A 23797-nucleotide genomic window follows, 5' to 3' on the forward strand; every position below is an offset into this window, starting at 1 on the left:
ATCGTACGCAGTATGTCTGCGCCCCGTTCATCGCTCTATCGCGATGAGGCCATCATCCTGCGCACGCAAAAGCTAGGCGAAGCCGATCGCATCATCACTCTGCTTACCAAAGATCATGGGCGTATCCGTGGTGTGGCAAAGGGAGTTCGTCGCACCATGTCTAAATTTGGTGCACGCCTTGAGCCAGGTAGCCATGTCGATATTCAGATGCACTCAGGTAAGACTTTTGACACGATCACACAGGTTGAAGCGATTATGAATTACGGTGAAGCACTCACCGATGATTACCAGCGCTGGACGATTGCTCACGCCATCCTTGAAACTGCTGAGCGCTTTACACAACAAGAGGAAGAACCAGCTCCTCAAGAATTTCAGTTAGTAGTTGGCGGCATGAAGGCACTTGCAGAGAAGAGATTTGATTCATCCCTAATCCTTGATGCTTTTCTGCTGCGATCACTTTCCATCGGTGGATATGAACCTTCGATGACTTCATGCTCTCGCTGTGAAAAGGCTGGTCCTCACCGTTACTTCTCTTTAGTTGGCGGCGGATCGGTCTGCATGGATTGCAGGCCATCAGCATCGGCGACTGCCTCAAGTGAAGCTCTTGAATTAATGCAGGCGCTACTTAAAGGCGATTGGGAGACGGCAGAGAAAAGCGAACATCGACATCGCCGAGAGGCTAGTGGTTTGGTAACTGCTTACCTACAATGGCACCTTGAACGCGGACTGCGAAGTTTGCCGATGGTCGAGAGGGCTTAGTTAGAACACTGATGGCTAAGAAGATTGAGATTCCCCAACACATCGCAATTGTGATGGATGGCAATGGGCGTTGGGCTAAAGAGCGCGGGCTACCTCGCACAGCAGGTCATCAAGCTGGTGAAAAGGTTCTCTTCGATATCGTCGAAGCTGCTATTGATTTCGGTGTGAAGGAAATTAGCGCATATGCATTCTCCACAGAGAATTGGAAGCGCAGCCCTGAAGAGGTGAAGTTCTTGATGGGTTATAGCCGCGAGATGCTTCGCACCCGTCGTGATCGCCTCAATGAGATGGGCGTGAAGATCAATTGGTTGGGTCGCCCGCAGAAGCTATGGAAATCAGTGATCTCAGAGCTGGAAGAGGCGCAAGAGCTGACGAAGAGGAACAAGAAGCTCACTCTCAATATGTGTGTGAACTATGGGGGCCGTGCTGAGATTGTTGATGCAGCAGCTGAGCTGGCTCGCGATGTGAAGCGTGGCAAAGTAAAAGCAGATGCAATAACTGAGAAGACTTTAGAGAAGTACCTGTATTCACCCAAGATGCGCGATGTGGACATGTTCCTGCGATCATCAGGGGAACAGCGCACTAGCAACTTCTTGCCATGGCAATCTTCCTACGCTGAGTTCGTATTTATGGATGTTCTGTGGCCAGATATGACGCCAAAGTTATTGTGGAAAGCGATTGAGATTTATTCAGAGCGTGAGCGGAGATTCGGCTCAGCTTAATTATTGGCTGCGTAATTGGCGTTAAGCGCTGCTGCAGTGAAGATCCAGATTTGGTAGGGGATGAGCGCAATCCCAACTTTGATTGATTGCGTAAATGTGATGGCGAGAAATGGAATCGTCAGAATCGCTGTTGTGAAAAGCGAGATGGTCGCACCTCGTAAATCGTGGACCTCATAAAACAGGTAAGACCAACGCAGAGCAATAATGACGCTAGTTGCAAAGAGAGTCACAGCGGAGGCAACAACTACTGGTGATGCTTTGCTAGCAATAACCCAGAGCGCGATTCCGATAACAATGAAGTTATAAGGCCAGATCAGACCAAAGACGAAGCCAGGAGGCTGCCATGAAGGTTGGTTCAGAGATTGATACCAACCATCTTGCTTATTCCAATAGTTGGCGCCACCTGCATAGACAAGAACACATGCAATTCCTATGACAGCGCTGATGGTTCGCCAGAGACTCATGTCGTAACTATCTCACTCTTAGCACTTAGCGCAGAGGCCAAAGATTTCTGCGGTGTGGCCTACTTCGCGAAAGCCATGTTCTTCAGCCATTACCCTCGCCCATTTTTCAATAGCGCCGCCTTCGATTTCAACGGTGTCACCGCAGCCCTTGCAGACCAAGTGATGATGGTGTGCTTCCCCGCAGAGGCGATAGATAGCCTCACCATCATCACGTCTGAGCACATCAACAATCTTGTCATTGACCAAACTCTGCAACGAGCGATAGACAGTGGTCAGGCCAATGCTCTCGCCTTCTCGTTGCATGAGTCTGTAAACCTCTTGTGCGCTAGCAAATCCGCCGGCGCGCTCGAGAGTACTTAGGACTCGTGGGTTTGATCGAGACATTTTTAGCCCATACCGTGAAGAAATCCGACAAGTGCCCACATAATTGCAACACCACTGATTGTTGCCAAGATTGTGTATCGGGAGGAATGTCGTGAATGTGCTTCGGGCAAGATATGAGAAGTTGCAAGGTAGATAACAATTCCTGCAAAGAGAGCGAGATAAAGTCCAACAAAGTTATCGTTGACTGCAAAGCTAGAACCAAGTGCAGCACCGCTAATACGTGCAACTGCATCTACACCAAGTAGCCAGACGCCCTTCTTGCCCCAAGAACCGCTCTTGATTAAGAATGAAACAGTATTGAGTCCATCTGAGAATGCGTGGACGAGAAGTGCGATAAAGACTGCGACTCCAAGATTATTGCTGACAGAGAATGCAACACCGAGTGCAACACCATCAAGGAATACGTGGCCACCCATTGCAAGTGCGCCAAAGGCTCCTGCAATGCTGGAGGTATGGTCATGGTCATGGCCGTAATCTGATTCGGCAGGTTCATGGGAACCAAAGATTTGCTCGTAGAAGTGAAGGAGTAAGAAACCTGCAACAAGTGCAATTGAGGCAGCAGGTGCATGGAGAAATTCTTGAGTATTAAGTTCAAAGATTTCAGGCAGAAGATCGAAGGCAACAAGACCGAGAAGCAGGCCGGCTGAGAGCCCCAACACTAAGTGGAGGCGATCCTTTGATTTAATTGCTAGATATCCGCCTGTAGTAGTTGCGATTGCAGTCGATGCTGCCAAGATGATTGCGATGTTCATGGCCAGACCGTATCACAAATGAAAATGATTTTCATTTCCATAGCCCAGCACCCTAGGCTCACCTCATGATCGCCATCGCAAGATTTAATGTTCCTATGAGTGAATCGGCCTCTTTTCGCGCAGAGATTGAGCTAGCTCGCGATGTCTTAGCCCAAGCTGCCGGATATCTCTCAGGCACGGTCGGCCAGAATCTTGATGAGCCAACGCTCTGGGTCTTAAGTACTGAATGGGAGAACGTGGGCTCATATCGCAGAGCTTTAAGTTCTACGCGCGCAAAGTTAGAAGCCATTCCAGTCTTGGCTCGCGCGATCGATGAGCCCGGAGCCTACGAGTAAACTAAGAACACGATTGCAACGACCGTTGTTATTCGCCGACAGCCAGCCGGATGGAGATTTGAAATGGCCGTAGACCGTCTAGAAAATATTGTTTCGCTCTCAAAGCGTCGTGGATTTGTATTCCCCTCTTCAGAGATTTATGGAGGCCTTCGCGCTTCTTGGGATTACGGCCCACTCGGCGTTGAACTCAAAAATAACGTGAAGCGCCAGTGGTGGAAATCCATGGTTATGGGTCGCGAAGATGTCGTCGGTATCGACTCATCAGTGATCTTGGCTCGCGAAGTCTGGGAAGCATCAGGACACGTTGCAACATTTAGCGATCCTCTTACCGAATGTACTTCGTGTCATAAGCGCTATCGCGCAGATCATTTAGAGGAAGCATATGAAGCAAAGCATGGAAAGACGCCAGCATCTCTTGCAGATGTGAACTGTCCTGCCTGTGGCAACAAGGGCCAATTCACAACACCGAAGCAGTTCTCAGGTTTGCTCAAGACCTTCCTTGGACCGGTCGAAGATGAATCAGGACTTGCCTACCTTCGCCCAGAGACTGCGCAAGGAATCTTTATCAACTTTGATCAAGTGATGACAACATCACGTAAGAAGCCACCTTTTGGTATTGGCCAGATTGGTAAGTCATTCCGTAACGAAATTACTCCAGGAAACTTCATCTTCCGTACTCGTGAATTCGAGCAGATGGAGATGGAGTTCTTTGTAGTTCCAGGAACTGATGAAGAGTGGCACCAATATTGGATTGATACACGTCTTGCTTGGTATAAAGATCTTGGAATTAATCCAGATCGCCTTCGTATCTATGATCATCCAAAAGAGAAGTTGTCGCACTATTCAAAGCGCACAGCAGATATCGAATATAAGTTTGAATTTAATGGAACTGAATGGGGCGAGCTCGAAGGTATTGCAAACCGCACCGACTTTGACTTGAAGGCTCACTCAGCAGCATCCGGTAAGGACTTGTCTTACTTTGATCAAGAGAAGAATGAACGCTGGACACCATTTGTGATTGAACCTGCAGCAGGTGTTGATCGTTGCACACTGACATTTATGATGGATGCTTACACAGAAGATGAAGCACCGAATGCAAAGGGTGAGATGGAAAAGCGCGCTGTGATGAAGTTCGATCACCGCCTAGCTCCTGTCAAAGCTGCAGTTCTTCCACTTTCTCGAAATGCTGACCTTTCTCCAAAGGCTCGCGATCTTGCAGCTCAACTGCGTAAGAACTGGAACATTGATTTCGATGATTCAGGTGCCATTGGCCGTCGCTATCGTCGCCAAGATGAAATCGGTACTCCCTACTGCATCACTATCGACTTCGAAACTTTGGAAGATCAAGCAGTGACCATTCGCGATCGCGACACAATGGCGCAAGAGCGCATTGGAATTGATCAGGTAGAAGCATGGCTAGCGCCACGTCTACTCGGCTGCTAGCACCGCTTCAACTCCCGCTCAAAGATGGAGTCCATCTAGTAGATCCACCTGTAGTTCTTGCACCGATGGCAGGAATTACCAATGCAGCTTTTCGCATGCTCTGCCGCGAACAAGGTGCTGGTCTCTTTGTCTCTGAGATGGTGACTGCTCGCGCGCTACTAGAGCGCATTCCAGAAACATTGCGCATGATCGAACCTGGTGCTGGTGAGTGGCCACGATCTGTGCAGCTCTATAGCGTTGATCCTCACCATATGGGGGAGGCGGTGAAGATGATTGGTCGCGAGAATTTAGCCGACCATATCGATATGAACTTTGGTTGCCCAGTTCCTAAGGTGACGCGCAAAGGTGGGGGAGCAGCGCTACCTTTTAAACGCAATCTCTTCCGCGAGATTGTCAAAGCTGCAGTAGAGAATGCAAAGCCATATGGAATTCCTGTTACCGTCAAGATGCGTATCGGCATCGACACAGATCACCACACATATTTAGAGGCTGCAAAGTCGGCTGCAGATCTTGGTGTTGCATGGGTTGCACTGCATGCACGAACTGCGCAGCAGATGTATGAAGGAAAAGCAGATTGGTCTGCCATTAAAAATCTTGTAGAGCACCTGAAACCAACAGGAGTTCCCGTGCTTGGCAATGGTGATATTTGGTCGGGCGCAGATGGTGTTGAGATGGTGCGCCAGACAGGGTGTGCTGGTGTTGTTGTAGGCCGCGGGTGCCTCGGGCGTCCATGGTTATTTGCAGACCTAGTTGATGCATTTAACGGTGGAGATAAGCGCGTATTGCCTACTTTGCATGAAGTGCGCGAAGTGATGTTCCGCCATGGCGAGCTCATCGTTGATTACTTTGAATCTGAAGATCGTGGATGCCGCGACCTACGTAAACATATGGCTTGGTATCTCAAGGGATTTAGTGTTCATTCAGAGTTGCGTCGTCAATTTGGCATGGTGGGTTCCCTCACAGAACTTCGCTCACTTCTTGATCAACTCGATGATCAGCCATATCCGGTCGAAATCGGCGATAAGCCACGTGGTCGCACAAGTAGTGGTCGCCCACCAACTCTGCCTGATGGCTGGCTCAATGATCCCGATGAAATGATTACTCTCGATGTTGAAGATATGTTCTCGGGTGGTTAATGTTTAAATTCATTCGTCGAGTTATCTCACTCATTCTTGTAGTTATCGTCATCATTCCAACGTATGCACTCTTTGTGACATGGAATTCTGCGAAGAATCCATCTTTTCGCACATCAGCTGAAGTCATTGTGGTTCCAGGTGCTGCGCAACTCAATGGTGCACCTGGTGAAGTACTTCTGGCCCGATTAATTGAAGCAAAGAGATTACGAGATAAGGGTTATGCGCCCTTCATCATTACCGTCGGCGCAGGTGCTCCGGGAGATCGCACAACTGAGGCTGCTGCAGGAAAGTATTGGCTCACCCGTCACGGCATTGCAAAGAGCAGAGTGATTGCACTTCCTGTTGGCCGCGATACTTTGAGTCAGACACGGGCATACATCAAGGAGATGCGTTCACTGAAGATTTATAACGTCATCATTGCAACTGATGCCTATCACTGCCAACGAGCAATGACGATGGCAAATGATTTAGGCGCCGTTGCAACCTGTTCACCAACGCAGAGCGGGCCTAATACTCTGGAGAATTCACGCTATCGCTATCTCATCCGTGAAGCAGGTGCCTATCTGGCATACATCACCTTGGGACGCAGGGGCATTCACATCTCAGATCATCTGAGCAATAGTGGACTTGTAAGGTATGTGCATGAGCTCATCCAGTAACTACAGCGCCGCAGATCAAGAGCGCTTCCTGGATGAACCAGCAAAGCGCCCAGGTCGCACAGAATTTATGCGCGATCGCGCGCGTGTTATTCACTCGGCAGCACTTCGCCGACTTGCTGCAAAGACTCAAGTAGCAGTTCCTTGGGAGAATGATTTCCAGCGCACCCGTCTTTCACATTCACTGGAGTGCGCACAGATTGGTCGCGAACTCGGTGAATCATTGGGCGCAGATCCAGATCTTCTTGAGACTGCTTGTCTATCACACGATATGGGCCATCCACCTTTTGGTCATAATGGTGAAGAAGCACTTGCAGAAGTTGCAGCACCGTGTGGTGGATTTGAAGGTAATGCGCAATCATTTAGATTGCTCACTCGTATTGAAGCAAAGACTGTGGATGGCAATGGCAAGAGTCTTGGACTTAATCTGACTCGTGCATCGCTCGATGCTGCAACAAAATATCCATGGGCTCGCGCGGAGAATCCTCGCAAGTTTGGTGTGTATGACGATGACACAGAAATCTTTCATTGGGTTCGAGAAGCAGCCCCTGTGGGCCGCAAATGTATTGAAGCCCAGATCATGGATTGGTCTGATGATTGCGCTTACTCAGTGCATGATCTAGAAGATGCGATATTTGCCGGGCAAGTCACTGTGAAGAACTTTGATAGAGATTTCGACATTCTCTATACAGAGATGGTCAGCGGTTATGGCAGTGATGCAAGCAAATCAGAAGTTGAAGCAGCCCTTACTCGACTCCAGAATCTTTCATGTTGGCCCGTTTCATTCGATCGCACACACCAAGCCCTTGCTCGCTTGAAAGATACGACTTCTCAACTCATCGGCCGCTTTGTATTGGCTGCAGAACTTGAAACTCGCAAAGTCCATGGAGATGGACCTCTTACGCGTTATAGCGCGAACCTTGAAATTCCACGTGAGCAGAAGATTGAAGTTGATTTCCTTAAAGCTATTGCAGGTCACTACCTGATTAATGCAGCAGCATCACAAGAGCGTTATGCAAAGCAGCAGGTAGTAATTCACGAACTCGTGGAGATGCTCTTTCAGGCTGCTCCCAAGGAACTTGACCCCATCTTTGAAGATGATTGGAAAGTTGCTACCAATGACTCAGAGCGGCTACGCGTAGTAGTCGACCAGATTGCCAGCCTGACCGACCCTGGTGCATATGCACTCCATGCACACCTTTCGGCACGTCGGTAAGGTAGGAACATGAGCGGTCGCATTAGGGCAGATGACATTGTTTATGTGCGCGAACATGCACATATCGATGAGGTAGTCACTGCAGCTGGTGTTGCTCTCAAGAATGCTGGTGGGGGACAGAAGAAGGGACTGTGTCCTTTCCATGATGAGAAGTCACCTTCATTTCATGTGACACCATCAAAGAATTACTACCACTGCTTTGGTTGCGGTGTGGGCGGTGATGTCATCGACTTTATGATGAAGACAGATCACCTTTCCTTTACTGAAACCATTGAACGCCTAGCATCCCAAATTGGTTACACGCTTCGCTATGAAGAAGGTGGGCCAGCACAACCCACATCACAGCGCTCACGTCTCTATGCTGCACATGTTGCAGCTGCAAAGTTTTATCAGGAGTTACTGAACTCATCTCCTGATGCATCCCATGCTCGTGATCTTCTGACCAAACGAGGATTTGATAAGGCTGCGTGTGATTCATTTGGCGTTGGCTATGCACCTAATGGGTGGGATGGACTCACAAAACATCTGCGCGCAGCAGGATTTACGATTGAAGAGTTAGAAGAGGCAGGGCTATCAAAGATGGGTGAACGTGGCCCCATTGATAAGTTCCGCAATCGCATCATGTGGCCGATTAAAGATATTTCAGGAGACATCGTTGGTTTCGGTGCTCGTAAGTTAGCTAGCGATGAAGAAGATCAAGGACCTAAGTATCTCAATACCTCTGAGACACCTATCTATAAGAAGTCACAAGTGCTTTATGGCCTTGATATGGCAAAGAAAGATATTGCTAAAAATCGCCAGGTAGTAGTCGTTGAGGGCTATACCGATGTGATGGCATGTCATATAGCCGGCATTACAACAGCAGTTGCCACATGTGGCACAGCATTTGGAGATGATCACATCCGCATTATTCGTCGCTTACTCATGGATGCCGATACTTTCCGCGGTGAAGTGATTTTCACATTCGATGGCGATGCTGCAGGACAGAAAGCTGCGATGAAAGCCTTTGGCGATGATCAGAAGTTTGTCACGCAGACATTTGTAGCCGTTGAACCAGATGGCCTAGATCCGTGCGATCTGCGTCAACATAAGGGAGATCTTGCTCTGCGTGATCTCATTGCAAAGCGAGTTCCACTCTTTGAATTTGCTATTCGCACAGAGCTTAAAAAACATGACCTGACAACTGCAGAAGGTCGCGTGAATGCTCTCAATACCGCGGCTCCCTTAGTTGCCGCCATCCGCGATAAATCACTACGTCCCGAATACATTAAATCTTTATCGGGCTGGCTTGGAACAGAGACTGAAGTGGTGAATGCAGCTGTCAACACTGCGCTGAAGAAAGTCACCACAAGTGCGGCACCTGTTGAAGTGCCGACTTCAGATACTGCATGGCGTCCCAATCCCAATGAACCTACTTTGATGCTTGAGCGCGAAGTATTGAAGGCAAAGCTGCAGATGCCTGGACTTGTCCTTGATTGGAAGACTATTGAAGAGGATGCATTTACTCATCCTGCTTATCGTGAACTTCGCCGCATCATTGATTCATTTGGAACAGAACCTGTTCTTCTTGAAAATGTGAGCGATGAGAGAATGCGTCAGCTCTTTACAGAGCTCTCTGTTGAACCCGTGCGCACAGATGGTGCAGTCTCTGATAAATATGTTGCAAGTATTGTCGCTCGTCTTCGCGAAGTACTTGTCAGTCGCAAGATTGCAGATCTCAAATCGAGTTTGCAGCGCTTAAATCCCGTTGAAAACCAAGAGCAATACAACGGTGCATTTGCTGATTTGGTAGCCCTTGAAACCCAGAAACGTGGGCTTCATGAGCTATCGATTGGTTCGCTCTAACGTCGCGTATTTCTCCCTAATTTTGGCAGGGGTTAGAGCCTGCGGTAGAGTTGCGCCCGTTACATTCCCTGATAGCTCAACGGCAGAGCAGTCGACTGTTAATCGACAGGTTCTTGGTTCGAATCCAAGTCAGGGAGCCATTTAGGCGGGGGTGCTTTACCCTAACTTTATGAATTCGCTCCGCAGCATCTCCCGTGGCGCGCTCTCTTCATGGCGCTCACAATCCAACGCCCTTCGCATCATGCGTCTCTTTCTTGGGCTCACATGGATCTACGCGGGCTGGCATAAGGCAAGTGATCCCGGATTTCTTACGCAAGGTTCACCTACCTATATCGGAACGCAACTGGCTGCCTTCGCACAAAATTCACCTATTGGTTTCTTGCTTGACTACACGATTGAACGCGCAGCCCTTGTTGGCGCCTTCGTTATGTTTGCAGAGTTCGCAATTGGATTTGCAACACTCTTATCTGTTGCACCCAACAGCGCTGCTTTCGGTGGCTTTGCCATGGCAACAGGGCTCTGGCTCTCCAGTTCTTTCAACACAACTCCATACTTCTTAGCCGGTGATAGCGCCTACGCAATATTGTGGCTGGCCTACTTATTACTACTGATTGGAAATCGTCGCATGCCATCTTTTAATATCGAGCGCCGTGGCGCTATTCGCACCGGTGTTGTCGCATCACTTGCTGTGCTTGCATCCTTCGCAGGTCGGGCATTTCCCGTGGCAACTGCTGCATCAAATTCTGCAAAATCAACAGCGAAGGCAACTGGAAAGCAGATTATCAAGTTGGCAGATATGAAAGTTGGAAAGACTTATAACTTCATCCATTCGTCACAAGGTGTTCCAGCGATTCTCTTTCGCACCAAAGCTGGTGTCTTTGCCTACTCTGCAATCTGCACCCACCAAGGCTGCACAGTTTCGTATAACGCATCTTCAAAGCGATTGCAGTGTCCGTGCCACGCCGCCGAATTTGATCCACTCAAGAGTGCTAGCCCTGTGAGTGGACCTGCCGAGACCCCGCTTGCAAGGGTCAAAGTTGCAGTCAAGGGTGCATGGATTGTTGAAGCCTAAAGGTCTACACATTTACATTACAGGGAACTCTCAGGAAGTAGAGGCAGGATTACGGGTATGAGAAAAATCAAGTTAAACGTCAGAGTAGTTGCGGCATTTATCGTAGGCGCAGCCCTTGCAGGATCTATTGCAACTGCTGCAATAACCCCAACAACAGGCACTCTTAAAGCATGTGCCGACAATCGCACCCAAGCTCTCTTTCTTTCAACGACAGGCACCTGCGCATCAAGTCGCACACTGGTTGAAATAGGTGGCAATGGAATGAACACCAAAGCCATTTCATCTCTTGTGACTCCATCCGTTGTTTCAATCTCTGTGACTGCCTCAAGTGGTAGTGGAACAGGGTCAGGCTCTATCTATAAGAGCAACTCAACATCGAGCTACATCATCACCAACAACCACGTTGTGAACACTTCAGGTGCTGCGGCAACAATCAAGGTTGAACTCTCTAATGGTGATCAATACACAGCAAAGATTGTTGGGCAAGATCCCGGTTATGACATTGCAGTTCTTCAAATTCAGATGGGTAACTTGCCAGCTGTCACACTTGGGGACTCAAGCAAGGTCAGCGTTGGAGATCCTGTTCTTGCAATCGGTTCACCTCTTGGCCTTGCAAGTACTGTCACAAGCGGAATTATCTCTGCGCTTAATCGCCCTGTTTCAACGGGAACCGGTGATGCGCAGTCATATGTCAATGCAATTCAGACCGATGCTGCAATTAATCCTGGTAACTCAGGTGGCGCCCTCATTGATTCTCAAGGTCGCATCATTGGAGTGAACTCAGCTATTGCAACTCTTTCCAGCGGATCTGCAAGTGGATCTATTGGACTTGGCTTTTCCATTCCTATCAATGAGGCAAAGCGCGTCATTGATGAAATTATTGCAACCGGAAAATCAACGCGACCAGTTCTTGGCGTCTACTTTGATCCCACATACACAGCAGGTGGGGCAAAGATTTCTCGTCTGAGCGCCAATGAAGGTGCAGAGAAAGCTGGCATTCCAGTGGGAGCAATTATTCGAAGCATCGATGGATTTAAGATTGTTGATACAGATACAGCAATCGTTCGCATCCGTTCCTATAAACCAGGTGCGGTTGTCACGATTGTGGCAGACCTACCGACAGGTGGAAGTAAGACATTTAAAGTGACTTTAGGCTCAGCACCATCGATCTAAATCTTCCTTAAGAGATATACCCGTTACCTAAAGTTCATAGGTAGCGGGTATCTTTCTTCCATGGCTCTCTTTACTTTGCAGGTTTCTCTTCCTGATCGCCCTGGATCACTGGGCATGCTCGCATCTGCAATCGGTAGCGCAGGTGCTGATATTCGTGGCGTTCAGGTACTTAAAAGTGAAGCTGGAACAGGTTATGACGAGATTACCGTCGCTGTTCCTGGAACAGATCCAACAGATTTGGTAGAAATACTTAACTCCATCGGCGGCGTTGAAGTTCTCTCGATTGAGCCAGCAACCAACTAAAGCTAGTTGATAAGGCTTGCACTAGCTCCAGCACTCGGTAGTGATGTAAAAAAGCGTGGCTTCTTATATCCCTTAGCTTCAAATGCTGCTAGAACTGCATCTTTAGTCTTCTGAACATCACTTGCTTTAATCAGTGCGATTGCACTTCCACCAAAGCCGCCACCGACCATACGTGAGCCCATCGCACCTGCTGCAAGGGATGCATCCACTGCAACATCAAGCTCAGGACATGAAACTGCGTAATCATCACGCAGTGATGCGTGAGATGCGTTAATCAGTTGTCCAAGCGTTGCAAAATCAGAGGCACGAAGTGCTGTGACCGCCTCAAGGACGCGAGCAATTTCAGTCACGGCATGGCGAGCTCGGATGAATTCAGTGGCAGTTAACTTCTCACGGTGAGCCTCTAGGACTTTAAGGGTGAGATGGCGCATTGATGGAATACCTAATTTACTAGCAACAGATTCACAGGCAGCGCGTCGCTCTGCGTATCCTCCATCGACGAGTGCATGGTGGGCTTGCGTATCAATAATGAGAAGTTCTAAACCAGCAGATGCGACATCAAAAGGAATGCTCTCTGTCGTGAGGTCGCGGCAATCAAGTAAGAGCGCGCTACCTGCTTGGCCCATGAGTGAGACAGATTGATCCATGATGCCGCAGGGCATTCCCACGTAATCATTTTCTGCCTTCTGTGTGGCCCGCGCTAAATCTTGCTTACTCATCTCAAGCGAGAAGAGCGCGTTCAGCCCCACCGCTACAGAACATTCCAGCGCTGCAGATGAAGATAGTCCAGCACCTGATGGAACGCTTCCATCGACCAAGATATCTACGCCTGTTGTAATTCCTAGGCTCCAGAGAACTCCGAGAACATATTTCTCCCAGTCACCTTTGCTGCCCGGCTTCACATCACTGATATCGATAGAGAAAATCTTCTCTTTACGTTGATGCGATGCGATACGCACTAATCCATCTGGGCGAGCTGCAATAGCTGCATAGGCACGATCTGCGATGGCGAAGGGCAGTACGAAACCTTCGCTGTAATCAATATGTTCACCAATGAGGTTGACGCGACCTGGAGCTTCTGCGAATACTTCTGGTTTACGACCATAGAGCTCTTCAAAGCTACGTGCAATTGATGCCATTGCTTAGAGCTTTACATCTTTTAACTGTTGCGCAGATTGCTCAGGCTTCATATCCATGATGAATGCGCCCATTGCAGACTCTGAACCAGCGAGATATTTAAGTTTTCCTGGAGCGCGGCGCACGCTCGTAATCTGCCAGTGCAGACGAAGAAGGTCACGGCCTTCGCGCACAGGTGCTTGATGCCATGCAGCGATATAAGCCATATCGATGCCAAATACTCCATCAAGGCGTTGCATCACTTCGATTGCAATCGATGGGAATGAATCACAGGCAGCAGGTGCTAGGTCGGTCAGATCTGCAACCGGCTGCAATGGAACAACATGAATTTCAAATGGATAGCGTGATGCATAAGGCGTGTAGGCAACCCAATGTTCATTGCGAGCGATGATGCGCACGCCATCACGGAGTTCGCGAGCAAGGACATCATCGAATAAGACGCGTCCTGTCTTTGTGTGGTGTGCACGTGCCACATCAAGCATCTTTGTCACACGGGGTGGTAGGTATGAATAGGCGTAGATCTGGCCATGTGGGTGAGCAAGGGTCACACCAATCTCTTCGCCACGGTTTTCAAAAGGTGCGATGTGAGAAATGAAAGGAAGTTGTGAGAGTTCTGCTGTGCGATCGCGCCATGCTTCAAGAAGTGTGCGCACACGTTGTGGGGAAAGTGATTTAAATGCGCCACCGTGATCTGCAGTAAAGCAGATGACTTCACATTTACCAGCAGCTGCGCCTTCATCAGTATCTGAGCCGACCATATCGGGAAGTGCAAAATCTCCATCAGGTGGGCGAAGTGAAGGGGAGCGGTTATCAAAGACAACTACTTCAAAATCATTTTCAGGAATTTCAGTAAGGAGATCTCCCGTTGTTGGGCACAGTGGGCAGAGCTCTTTCGGCGGTAAGAAGATGCGTCCTTGGCGATGAGCTGCCATAGCAACCCATTCATTGACCAGTGGATCAAGGCGAAGTTCACCGATTCCAGGTTGTTCTTCTTGCGGACGTTGATCGGCAACGGTGCGAGTTTGTCCTGCAGTGTCGTAATAGCGAATGGTTCGGCCATCGTTCATGGTGCGGCTTGTGCGCACAACGCCAGCGGAAAGTTCGACTATCTCATCCATGATGTGCCTACTCTACCGTGCGAGTAGCTATTTTTCGTTAAGCCCAGTTAAGCGTGCGTTCAATCGCTTTCTTCCATCCGGCGTAACCAGTTGCACGATCTTCAGCGCTTGTTGTTGCGCTCCAGCGACGAGATTGTTTCCACTGCTTCTTCAATTCATCTGTGTTCTTCCAGAATCCAACTGCTAGCCCTGCAGCATATGCAGCACCTAGTGCGGTGGTCTCAGTAATCAAGGGACGAGTGATATCGATTCCCATGATGTCTGCCTGCATCTGCATACAGAGAGAGTTAGCAGTGATGCCACCATCAACGCGCATCTCAGTCATGGGAACACCGCTATCTGCAACCATCGCATCCATCACATCGCGTGTTTGGTAGCAGATTGCTTCAAGGGCAGCCCGCGCAAGATGTGCTTTGGTGGCAGCACGCGTGAGACCGACAATGACACCACGTGCATCTGTACGCCAATATGGTGCAAAGAGCCCGGAGAATGCAGGAACAAAATAAACACCTGCTGTGTCAGTAACTGATGAAGCAAGTGCTTCAGTCTCGGCAGCGTTTGAAATGATTCCTAGTTGATCGCGCAGCCATTGAATAGCAGAGCCGGTAACAGCAACTGAACCTTCCAGCGCATACATCGCAGGTTGATCACCGAATTTGTAACAGACGGTCGAGAGAAGACCATTCTTCGAGCGGACTATCTCTGTTCCAGTATTGAGAAGTGCGAAATTACCCGTTCCATATGTGGTCTTGGATTCACCGCGTTCAAAGCAGACCTGGCCAACCATTGCTGCATGTTGGTCCCCAAGAATTCCTGCAATAGGAACTGCTGAGCCGAGAGGTCCATGGGGATTAGTCATCGCATAAATCTCTGATGAAGATTTGATTTCCGGTAGAACGGCGCGAGGGATATCGAAGTAACCAAGTAGTTCATCATCCCATTGCAGAGTTTCAAGGTTCATTAGCAAGGTGCGGCTTGCATTGGTCACATCGGTGAAGTGCACACCACCTTGCACCCCGCCAGATAAGTTCCAGAGAAGCCATGAATCCACAGTTCCAAAACGTGCTGTGCCAGATGCAATTGCGCTCTTGACCTCTGCAGAATTTTCAATAAGCCAATGCATTTTGCTACCGGCAAAGTAAGGTGCAATCGGTAGCCCTGATTTATGGGTGATTGCCTTCGAAATTTCGGGGGAGAAGGTAGATAAATATTCAGCAGTACGGGTGTCCTGCCAGACGATGGCGTTATGAAGTGGGCGACCTGAGGTGACATCCCATGCAACAGTTGTTTCACGCTGATTAGTGATTCCAATAGCAGCTAGATCTGAGCCCAAAATATCTGCTTGCTTCAGAGCGCCCGCAATAACTTCCTTGGTTCGATCCCAAATTTCAGCGGCATCATGTTCAACCCACCCTGCGTGCGGAAGTATTTGGCGGTGTTCTAATTGATGCTGGCCAACAACTTTTCCATCACCATCGAAAATCATGAAACGGGTGCTACTGGTTCCCTGGTCCAAACTTGCGATGTATGCCATATAGTTAAGACTACTAAAGACCGTGAAAACTACTCAAGCACACAGGAATTGGTAGCCCTCCAAAAGATGTTTACTTCACAGCTCAATCCACTGCAACGCCAGAAGGCTCTTACCTCTCTGGCCAGTGAAGAGTTCGACATCCTCATTATCGGTGGCGGAGTCAACGGAGTAGGTGCAGCCCTTGATGCTGTTTCTCGTGGATTAAAGGTCGCCCTCGTTGAAGCCCATGATTATGCAGCCGGAACTTCAAGTCGATCCAGCAAACTTATTCACGGTGGCCTTCGATACCTTGAGCAATATGATTTCAAATTAGTACGCGAGGCTCTGCATGAGCGCGAACTCATGGTTTCAACACAATGTCCGCACTTAGTAAAGCCGGTCAGTTTTCTCTATCCATTGACGGAAAAAGTAAAAGAGCGCACATATGTAGGTGCAGGACTTGCTCTCTATGACGCACTTCGTGGATTTAAGCGCGCACTTCCTTCTCACAAGCATTTAACGGGTAAGACAATTGCAAATATCTCACCATCACTGAGACAAGACATTATTACTGGTGCTATTCGTTACTTCGATGCACAGGTAGACGATGCTCGCCACACGATGATGATTGCTCGAACGGCAGCTCGGCACGGCGCAGTCATGGCAACAGGTGTGCGCGTTGATGACCTGACTCGCTCTGGCAAGAAAGTAATAGGCGTTGTTGCAATCGATACTGCAACTAATAAGAAATTCACCATCTCTGCAAAGGCAACAATCATGTGTGCTGGTGTGTGGAGCGATGAACTCCACGAGAAGTTTGGTCTCACACCTGGTTATTCAGTAGCAATGTCTAAGGGTGTTCATATCGTTGTTCCAGGAGATGCCATCCACTCCAAAGATGGAATTATTCTGAAGACCCCAGTCTCTGTGCTCTTTCTTATCCCTTGGGCAGATAAGTGGATTGTTGGAACCACAGATACTCCCTATGAAGGAGATCGCTCTAAGCCGCTTGCCACACAAGAAGATGTGCAATACATCCTTGATCAGGCAAACCGAGTGCTCGATCCGCAACTGAACGCTGAAGACATCATCGGAGTATTTGCAGGTCTTCGCCCATTGGTTGCGAATAAGACTGGCTCTGCAACAACAAAACTTTCCCGTGAACATACAGTCGATCGACCAGCACCTGGCTTTGTCAGTATTGCTGGTGGTAAATACACCACCTATCGCGTGATGGCTAAAGATGCCGTTGATCTTGCCGTGCTTGATCTTCGTCGACTAGTCAATGATTCAGTCACTGAGAAACTTCCTCTTATTGGCGCAGATGGCTACTTTGCACTTAAGCAACAGGTTGCCAAGATTGCAGAAGAGAATGCAATCTCTGAGGCAACTGTGACCCACCTTCTTGATCGCTACGGCTCACTGATTGAAGAGATTCTTGAACTTATTGCGCAAGATTCATCTCTTTCTGAACGCATCATTCCTGAACTTCCTTATCTCAAGGCAGAGATTCTTCATGCTGTCACCCATGAAGGTGCGCTCTCAGTTGAAGATGTTCTCCTTCGTCGCACGCGCATCTCATTTGAAGCCTTCGATGGTGGCGCAGATGCAGCGAAAGAGGTGGCAAAGATTATTGGTGATGCACTTGGATGGGGCGCGAAAGAACGTAACGCTTCAGTTAGCGACTTCCTTGCTGTGATAGAGAAAGAAGAAGAAGCTCTCGTTGAGCTGATTAATTCTTAATCTGATTCCTGCAGCTATCGGTTGCAGGTTTTGCTGAAGGCTTTTTAGTCGGTGTTGGTGGGGGAGTTGGTCCCTGTTCGATTGTGAGAACTAGTGGCTGCTTAATCTCAGCGTGAGTACCTGATGCATCCTTAAATCCAACGTTACCGGTCCACGTTCCCGCAGGGAGTCCTGCAATAGATAGTTTCCATGAACCACTTGTCTCTCGAGCGATCGTTTGTGTGACCTTTGGAACTACTTGATTGGTTGAGTTGAAGTAGTACTTCACCGAGCCTGTAACAACAGGTGAGTTATCTGGTCGCTTAACCTCAACGGAAATCACTGCATTCTTATTTGTGGTGGAGGCAAATACAGATGTAATCGCCATCGTGGTGGTCTCACCCTGAGGCATAAAATCTGCAGGATCAGGCAGCCATGTACCCGTGAGCAAACTTTGGAATTTCTCTGGAGTGCCGGCAAAAACATTGAGATCTAATCGATTTCCAGGCACGCCGTACTTAGGTGCAATTCCACATGATGTGTATTGCCATACAGTCCAATTGGCAGAGCATTGCGCTGTTGTCCATGAGTGAACAAAACAGCCCGCAGCCTTCACATTGGGCTTGGCGCCTTCCTTGGCTGGATCGATTGCATACTGCGCAATCCAAAGAGGATAAGTGCTCAGCTCTTTATCTCGAACGAGTGAGTTTTCAAGGAAGTGAGGGGAAGAGTAGATAAATGGTGTGCGACCTGTCTTCTCTTTGACGGTCTTCAGAAATGTCTTTGCCCAGAGCGTTGCAGCACTACGTGTCGCATATTTTTTGCAGACTCTCGTTAAACTCACTCTCACGCAGTTATTTTCAAGGTCGAGGGCGATAGGTAAATCCATCTCGTTATATCCACCAAGGGATGCGATTCTCCACACAACTTTCTGGCCTTGGATACGAGCATCACGCGCTATTGCAGATGGTGATGTCACATCAGGAAGGAGTGCATAGTGATAGAAACCGGTGTAGATACCAGCCTCTTGTGCTCCTGTGCGATCCATCTTGAGATACTTTGCTGCGAGAAGATCTGCATCATCTCGAGTATCTGATGCCTTGATCATGACAAATGACAGACCTGCATCATGCATCTTCTGAAAATTAATGGGTTTGCCATCGGGATGTTGCCAGCGACTGATATCTGCCCCATGGATTCGTGCACCGGGACCAATCAGGTTGAGGTCAGTGGCGCCTGCAGGTGAAATTGATTGAATAGATAGAGAGAGAAAAACTATGGAGGAGAGAAGTACAAGTAGCTTCTTCACTTTTCGACCACCACAATTGTTTGGCCGAATACATCAAAAATTGCACTTTGCAGAAGTGAGCGATGACGCAATCGTGCCTCTTGATAATCATGGCCCGTGGCAAGTTTGTTGCTATCTCTGAAATCGAGAGCTAAGCGTCCATTTTCAAATGAGTCTAGACGAGCATCAAAGTATGCAATCCACACAACTCGGTCACGACTTTCAACAAGATCGAGAACTTCATTCCAGCGCTGACGTAGGTCAGCAAGGGTAAGTTCTGCGGGCATGCCGCGACTTTACCCCACGGGAGTTAATGTCTAGGTGCGCCGAGCCACTTGAAGTATTCGCCAGCCAAAATCACACGAAGATTACGACTACGATCTGGAGATATTGCAAGGTGTTGTGCGATGCGCGCAACTATTTGTTCCACAGACTTTTCTGAAACAAAACGGACGCGGGCTATCTCAGAGTTACTCAGGCCTTGTGCAACAAGGCGCAACGTCTCAATTTGAATATCAGTAAGGTCACTCAAAATACTGATGAATGAATTCTCATGAATATCAGCGTGGATACTGATCCATTTCATGCCGGAACCATCACTGGCGGACTCCATACTCTCTGTCAGCGCGAAAGTAATGATAGATAGATCTGAGACGGAGCGCTTGAGAATAATTTTGCTCCCAAGCGGGATGTTCTTTTCAAGGAGTCCAAAGAGTCTTAAGTCTGGGCAAGATGTAATGATGACGATTCCAAGCTCAGGATCCACTTTTCTAAAGCGTTGCAGTAATCCAACTGCTTCTTCACCTGAGAATTGCAGGTCAATCATGACAATTTCTGGTTGAAGAGAGTGAAAGAGATTCTCGGCTACGAAGATATTGGAGGCTTCTCCGACAATATTGGTGCTGTGCAATCGAAGGGATGCAGACATTGTGGCGAGTTCGAATGCATCATCGTTGATGAGCAAGACTCGCGCTGGATTCGCGAGAGTTTTAACCATAGATAAGGGTAGTTCCCGTTTAATGGTTTATACGAGAAGGGATATCCCTAGAGTGAAGCTATGCCTCGAATTTATAGCCTAATCCACGGATTGTTTGAATGAGAACAGGATTAGCTGGGTCTACCTCAATCTTTGAGCGCAAACGCTTGATGTGAACATCGAGAGTCTTTGTATCACCGTAGTAATCGCCGCCCCACACCCGATCGATGAGTTGTCCGCGAGTAAGAACACGTCCTTCATTACGAAGTAGGAATTCAAGTAGTTCAAACTCTTTTAATGGCAGAGGAATCAAATTGCCATTGACAGTTACTTGATGGCGTTCGATATCCATGCGGATACCAGCTGCTGTGTGGATTCCACTTGATTCTGATCCAGATGACTCTTCAGGAGTTCCACGTCGCAATACAGCTTTGATGCGGGCTACAAGTTCGCGAGCAGAATATGGCTTTGTTACATAGTCATCTGCGCCAAGTTCTAATCCAACAACCTTATCCACCTCAGAGTCTTTTGCAGTGAGCATGATGATGGGAACTTGTGAGGTTGTGCGAATAGTTCTGCAGACATCGATACCTGAAATCTCAGGAATCATGAGATCAAGGAGAACTAAGTCGAATGTGCTCTTATTAAAGGAGGCGATACCTGCCTTGCCTGTCTCGGCAACTTCAGTCTGGAAGCCTTCTTTTTCGAGAAGGAAGCTCAGCGCCTCAGAGAAGGAGATTTCATCTTCGATAATTAGAATTCTTGTCATTCTCGAGTTTCTCCATTTGCGTTGTTATATACGGGCAGGCGAAGTGCAAAGGTCGATCCAACGTTCTGTGAGCTCCATACTTTGATCTCGCCGCCGTGTTTAGCAGCGACATGTTTAACGATGGAAAGTCCCAGTCCTGTTCCACCTGTTTCGCGTGAGCGGGCAGGGTCTACTCGATAAAAGCGCTCAAAGATTCGCTCGAGATCAGACTCAGGGATACCAATTCCTTGATCGGCCACAGAGATTGTCACGATTTCATCTTCAAGACTTGTCGAGATGGAAACCTTTGTATTTTCAGGGGAGTAGTTGATGGCATTCTCAATAAGGTTGTGAATGGCCATAAGAAGTTGATCCCTGTCACCAAATACGGTTACTTGAACTTGCTCAGATACTGCCAAGCCAATATTTCGTGCCTCTGATGTTGTCTGGCATTGATCGACTGCTTCTGCAATCAGATCACCGAGAACAAGTGGTTCTGCCACTTGAAGTGGATCCGAATCTTGTAAGCGAGAAAGATTAATGATTTCTTGGACAAGGTCAGTCAATCGCTTTGCTTCTTGCTGCATGCGTGAGGCAAATTTCTCAACAGCATCAGGCTCATGCTTGGCAGAGAGGACTGCCTCACTTAACAGTGACAGTGCACCGATTGGGGTTTTAAGTTCATGCGAAATATTTGCAACGAAATCGCGACGGACTTCATGGACGCGCTCTGCTTCACTCTCATCACTGAGTAGGACAAGAATTTGCAACTCTTTCTTAAGTGAAATTACCTTGACAGTTAATTCACGTAAGCCTTCACCGATGGGACCGCGAGGAACTTCGATTTTTCCACTTTGGGTAAAACCAGTTCTGCGGACAACGCGAATGATTGCAAGGAGCTCAGGGCTAAGTAATCGCCCATCTTTCATTACATTGAGGGTATCTAATCCAGATGTTGCAAAGAGTGGAACATCACCCGGGGCTAGAAGAAGTGCATCTTGATCTAGCTGTTCAAGGACTTCAAAGAGAATTGCAGGGTCTTCGATGCGGGTCGTTTCCTCAGATCTCCGAAGCCACATGCCGTAAGAGTAATGGCTGAAAAGGCCTGTTTACCGTCCGTTCATTCCTATGACTTTCATTATTCACCGAACCCCCCTAGTTTTGCCCCATGGCACTTATTCGTTCAGTCTTCCAAGATGAGTTAGATGGCGTCTCTCAGTCACTTGTTGACCTCTCAAAGATGGTCGCCGAATCCATGAAGAAGGCAACGGAGGCGCTACTAGGTGCCGAGCTTCGAGTCGCAGAAGAAGTTATCTCTACAGATGAAAAAATTGATGATTTTCAACATGAACTAGATAGTCGCATCATTGACATCATTGCGCGTCAGCAACCTGTTGCATCTGATCTTCGTGCACTCATCACAGCTCTTCGTATGAGCGCTGACCTTGAGCGAATGGGCGATCTTTCGCACCACATCGCCAAGATTGCACGTCTTCGCCATCCAGAGGTCGCTGTCCCTCAAGATCTTCATGACATCGTGCGTCACATGGGTGATGCCACAACAAAGATTGCTGAAAAAGTGGGAACAGTTATTGAAACTCGCAACACAAATATGGCTCTGGAACTTGAACAAGATGATGACGTCATCGACACATTGCATCGCGAACTAATCGGAAAATTGACTTCAGGGTCATGGGATAAGGGCGTTGCCGCTGCTGTGGATATGACTCTGCTAGGTCGCTACTACGAGCGTTTTGCAGACCATGCGGTCTCTGTCTCGCGTCGTGTCTACTTCCTTGTTACCGGCGAATTCGCAAAGCACTAAACCTTTCATTCTTCACCGCGCTCAAGTAGAGTCGCGCCCATGACGTACACACCCACACCTGCAGATAAATTCACATTCGGACTCTGGACTGTCGGTTGGCAAGCACGCGATCCATTCGGAGATCCAACCCGTGAAGCGTTAGACCCAGTGCGCACAGTCAATGAACTCGCAGCCCGTGGTGCATACGGTGTGACATTCCATGATGATGACTTGTTCCCATTTGGTTCTGATGATTCAACTCGCCAAGGACATATCGATCGCTTTAAGAAGGCACTGGCTGAGACTGGAATGAAAGTTCCGATGGCCACAACAAACCTCTTTAGCCATCCCGTCTTTAAAGATGGAGCGCTGACCAGTAACGATCGCGATATTCGCCGCTTTGCCATTCGCAAGGCGATGCGCAATATTGATTTGGCTGTTGATTTGGGCGCAAAGATTTATGTTTGCTGGGGTGGACGTGAAGGCGCTGAATCTGAAAGCTCAAAGGATGCCTACGTTGCCCTTGAGCGTTATGCAGAAGGCTTTAACATCCTTGGTCAATATGTGATTGATAAGGGTTATGACATCAAGTTTGCAATCGAACCTAAGCCCAATGAGCCACGTGGAGATATCTTCCTTCCAACTATTGGCCACGCTCTTGGCTTTATTGAGATGCTCGATCATCCAGAGATGGTGGGACTTAATCCTGAAGTTGGCCACGAGCAGATGGCTAACCTGAACTTTGTTCACGGAATTGCACAAGCGCTCTGGCAGAAGAAGTTATTTCATATCGACCTCAACGGTCAGCGCGGACCAAAGTATGACCAAGACTTTGTCTTCGGCCATGGCGATGTGAAGAGCGCCTTCTTCCTCGTCGATCTTCTTGAGAGATACGGATATTCGGGGCCTAAACACTTTGATTACAAGCCTGTGCGCACCGATGGTGATTCAGGTGTCTGGGCATCTGCAACATCGAATATGCGTATGTACTTGGTCCTTAAGGAGCGCGCAGCTGCATTCCGCAAGGATCCACGAGTCATCGCAGCGATGAAGGAATCTAATATTCCAGGTCTTTCAGAGCCAACTCTTGCAAAGGGTGAGACCTGGAAGGATCTTGCAAAGGATTCATTTGATGCAGATGCTGCTGGAAAGCGTGGTTATGGATATGAAATCCTCGACCAACTCGCTATGGAGCATTTGATGGGCGTCACTGCTTAATCTCGTTACACTT

25 protein-coding genes and 1 tRNA gene are annotated in these 23797 nt (G+C 48.4%); 15 read left to right on the plus strand and 11 right to left on the minus strand.

Annotation, left to right across the window (positions count from 1 at the left end; translation table 11 throughout):
- Positions 1–12: 12 nt before the first annotated feature.
- Together recO and A1sIIA65_RS01725 are read left to right on the plus strand one after the other, a co-directional pair.
- Positions 13–759, plus strand: a complete 747-nt coding sequence (gene recO, locus A1sIIA65_RS01720) for a DNA repair protein RecO (protein WP_095675880.1) — start codon at positions 13–15, stop codon at positions 757–759.
- Positions 760–770: 11 nt separating this feature from the next.
- Entirely contained in the window at positions 771–1481 is a 711-nt protein-coding gene (locus A1sIIA65_RS01725; protein ID WP_095675881.1) for an isoprenyl transferase, read from the plus strand.
- Here the strand turns inward: A1sIIA65_RS01725 and A1sIIA65_RS01730 are convergent.
- From A1sIIA65_RS01730 to A1sIIA65_RS01740, 3 genes are read right to left on the minus strand one after another with little or no spacing between them, the layout of a single operon-like run.
- Entirely contained in the window at positions 1478–1945 is a 468-nt protein-coding gene (locus tag A1sIIA65_RS01730; protein WP_095675882.1) for a TspO/MBR family protein, read from the minus strand. The two genes, A1sIIA65_RS01725 and A1sIIA65_RS01730, sit on opposite strands and share 4 nt — an antisense overlap.
- A gap of 18 nt (positions 1946–1963) precedes the next feature.
- Positions 1964–2329, minus strand: coding sequence for a Fur family transcriptional regulator (locus A1sIIA65_RS01735; RefSeq protein WP_095675883.1), 366 nt, complete (start codon positions 2327–2329; stop codon positions 1964–1966).
- Positions 2330–2331: 2 nt separating this feature from the next.
- Positions 2332–3081 (minus strand): ZIP family metal transporter, encoded by a 750-nt coding sequence (locus A1sIIA65_RS01740; RefSeq protein WP_095675884.1) that lies wholly within the window; start codon positions 3079–3081, stop codon positions 2332–2334.
- 65 nt (positions 3082–3146) lie between these two features.
- On the opposite strand from A1sIIA65_RS01740, the gene A1sIIA65_RS01745 reads away from it, so the two are divergent.
- From A1sIIA65_RS01745 to A1sIIA65_RS01790, 10 genes are all read left to right on the plus strand, one after another.
- Positions 3147–3416, plus strand: a complete 270-nt coding sequence (locus A1sIIA65_RS01745) for an antibiotic biosynthesis monooxygenase (RefSeq protein ID WP_095675885.1) — start codon at positions 3147–3149, stop codon at positions 3414–3416.
- A 63-nt stretch (positions 3417–3479) separates the two neighbouring features.
- On the plus strand, positions 3480–4859 hold the full coding sequence (locus tag A1sIIA65_RS01750; protein ID WP_095675886.1) for a glycine--tRNA ligase: 1380 nt from the start codon (positions 3480–3482) through the stop codon (positions 4857–4859).
- The gene (gene dusB, locus A1sIIA65_RS01755; RefSeq protein ID WP_095675887.1) at positions 4829–5995 is read left to right on the plus strand and encodes a tRNA dihydrouridine synthase DusB; all 1167 of its coding nucleotides are present in this window, start codon (positions 4829–4831) and stop codon (positions 5993–5995) included. The genes A1sIIA65_RS01750 and dusB overlap by 31 nt, the downstream gene beginning before the upstream one ends.
- On the plus strand, positions 5995–6654 hold the full coding sequence (locus tag A1sIIA65_RS01760) for a YdcF family protein (protein ID WP_095675888.1): 660 nt from the start codon (positions 5995–5997) through the stop codon (positions 6652–6654). The genes dusB and A1sIIA65_RS01760 overlap by 1 nt, the downstream gene beginning before the upstream one ends.
- On the plus strand, positions 6638–7867 hold the full coding sequence (locus A1sIIA65_RS01765) for a deoxyguanosinetriphosphate triphosphohydrolase (protein WP_095675889.1): 1230 nt from the start codon (positions 6638–6640) through the stop codon (positions 7865–7867). The genes A1sIIA65_RS01760 and A1sIIA65_RS01765 overlap by 17 nt, the downstream gene beginning before the upstream one ends.
- A 9-nt stretch (positions 7868–7876) precedes the next feature.
- On the plus strand, positions 7877–9712 hold the full coding sequence (gene dnaG, locus A1sIIA65_RS01770) for a DNA primase (RefSeq protein WP_095675890.1): 1836 nt from the start codon (positions 7877–7879) through the stop codon (positions 9710–9712).
- Positions 9713–9777: 65 nt separating this feature from the next.
- A tRNA-Asn gene (locus A1sIIA65_RS01775) sits at positions 9778–9852 on the plus strand.
- 29 nt (positions 9853–9881) lie between these two features.
- Positions 9882–10784 (plus strand): Rieske 2Fe-2S domain-containing protein, encoded by a 903-nt coding sequence (locus tag A1sIIA65_RS01780; RefSeq protein ID WP_095675891.1) that lies wholly within the window; start codon positions 9882–9884, stop codon positions 10782–10784.
- A gap of 57 nt (positions 10785–10841) precedes the next feature.
- Entirely contained in the window at positions 10842–11957 is a 1116-nt protein-coding gene (locus tag A1sIIA65_RS01785; protein ID WP_095675892.1) for a S1C family serine protease, read from the plus strand.
- A 60-nt stretch (positions 11958–12017) separates the two neighbouring features.
- Positions 12018–12260: an ACT domain-containing protein gene (locus A1sIIA65_RS01790; protein WP_095675893.1), complete on the plus strand. Its 243-nt coding sequence runs from the start codon at positions 12018–12020 to the stop codon at positions 12258–12260.
- Positions 12261–12262: 2 nt separating this feature from the next.
- Here the strand turns inward: A1sIIA65_RS01790 and galK are convergent, their stop codons facing one another.
- Genes galK through glpK form a run of 3 tightly spaced genes read right to left on the minus strand, consistent with a single transcriptional unit; the run spans position 12263 to position 16049 of the window.
- Positions 12263–13399: a galactokinase gene (galK, locus tag A1sIIA65_RS01795; RefSeq protein ID WP_095675894.1), complete on the minus strand. Its 1137-nt coding sequence runs from the start codon at positions 13397–13399 to the stop codon at positions 12263–12265.
- Positions 13400–13402: 3 nt separating this feature from the next.
- On the minus strand, positions 13403–14515 hold the full coding sequence (gene galT / locus A1sIIA65_RS01800) for a galactose-1-phosphate uridylyltransferase (RefSeq protein WP_095675895.1): 1113 nt from the start codon (positions 14513–14515) through the stop codon (positions 13403–13405).
- Positions 14516–14552: 37 nt separating this feature from the next.
- Positions 14553–16049 (minus strand): glycerol kinase GlpK, encoded by a 1497-nt coding sequence (glpK, locus tag A1sIIA65_RS01805; RefSeq protein WP_095675896.1) that lies wholly within the window; start codon positions 16047–16049, stop codon positions 14553–14555.
- A 66-nt stretch (positions 16050–16115) separates the two neighbouring features.
- On the opposite strand from glpK, the gene A1sIIA65_RS01810 reads away from it, so the two are divergent.
- Positions 16116–17771, plus strand: coding sequence for a glycerol-3-phosphate dehydrogenase/oxidase (locus tag A1sIIA65_RS01810; RefSeq protein WP_095675897.1), 1656 nt, complete (start codon positions 16116–16118; stop codon positions 17769–17771).
- On the opposite strand, the gene A1sIIA65_RS01815 is transcribed toward A1sIIA65_RS01810, so the two are convergent.
- From A1sIIA65_RS01815 to A1sIIA65_RS01835, 5 genes are read right to left on the minus strand one after another with little or no spacing between them, the layout of a single operon-like run.
- Positions 17761–19059, minus strand: coding sequence for a glycoside hydrolase family 25 protein (locus A1sIIA65_RS01815; protein WP_095675898.1), 1299 nt, complete (start codon positions 19057–19059; stop codon positions 17761–17763). The two genes, A1sIIA65_RS01810 and A1sIIA65_RS01815, sit on opposite strands and share 11 nt — an antisense overlap.
- Positions 19056–19325, minus strand: coding sequence for a hypothetical protein (locus A1sIIA65_RS01820; protein ID WP_095675899.1), 270 nt, complete (start codon positions 19323–19325; stop codon positions 19056–19058). The genes A1sIIA65_RS01815 and A1sIIA65_RS01820 overlap by 4 nt, the downstream gene beginning before the upstream one ends.
- Positions 19326–19348: 23 nt before the next feature.
- Positions 19349–20035 carry a LuxR C-terminal-related transcriptional regulator gene (locus tag A1sIIA65_RS01825; RefSeq protein WP_095675900.1) on the minus strand — a complete coding sequence of 229 codons (687 nt, stop codon included), beginning with the start codon at positions 20033–20035 and terminating at the stop codon, positions 19349–19351.
- A 58-nt stretch (positions 20036–20093) separates the two neighbouring features.
- On the minus strand, positions 20094–20783 hold the full coding sequence (locus A1sIIA65_RS01830; RefSeq protein ID WP_095675901.1) for a response regulator transcription factor: 690 nt from the start codon (positions 20781–20783) through the stop codon (positions 20094–20096).
- Positions 20780–21841 (minus strand): sensor histidine kinase, encoded by a 1062-nt coding sequence (locus A1sIIA65_RS01835; RefSeq protein WP_095675902.1) that lies wholly within the window; start codon positions 21839–21841, stop codon positions 20780–20782. The genes A1sIIA65_RS01830 and A1sIIA65_RS01835 overlap by 4 nt, the downstream gene beginning before the upstream one ends.
- A gap of 89 nt (positions 21842–21930) precedes the next feature.
- On the opposite strand from A1sIIA65_RS01835, the gene phoU reads away from it, so the two are divergent.
- Together phoU and xylA are read left to right on the plus strand one after the other, a co-directional pair.
- Positions 21931–22587, plus strand: coding sequence for a phosphate signaling complex protein PhoU (phoU, locus tag A1sIIA65_RS01840; protein WP_190277133.1), 657 nt, complete (start codon positions 21931–21933; stop codon positions 22585–22587).
- Between the two features lie 39 nt (positions 22588–22626).
- Positions 22627–23784 (plus strand): xylose isomerase, encoded by a 1158-nt coding sequence (gene xylA / locus A1sIIA65_RS01845; protein WP_095675903.1) that lies wholly within the window; start codon positions 22627–22629, stop codon positions 23782–23784.
- Positions 23785–23797 lie beyond the last annotated feature (13 nt).

The organism is Candidatus Planktophila dulcis, from assembly GCF_002288225.1.
Taxonomy (GTDB): Bacteria; Actinomycetota; Actinomycetes; order Nanopelagicales; family Nanopelagicaceae; genus Planktophila; species Planktophila dulcis.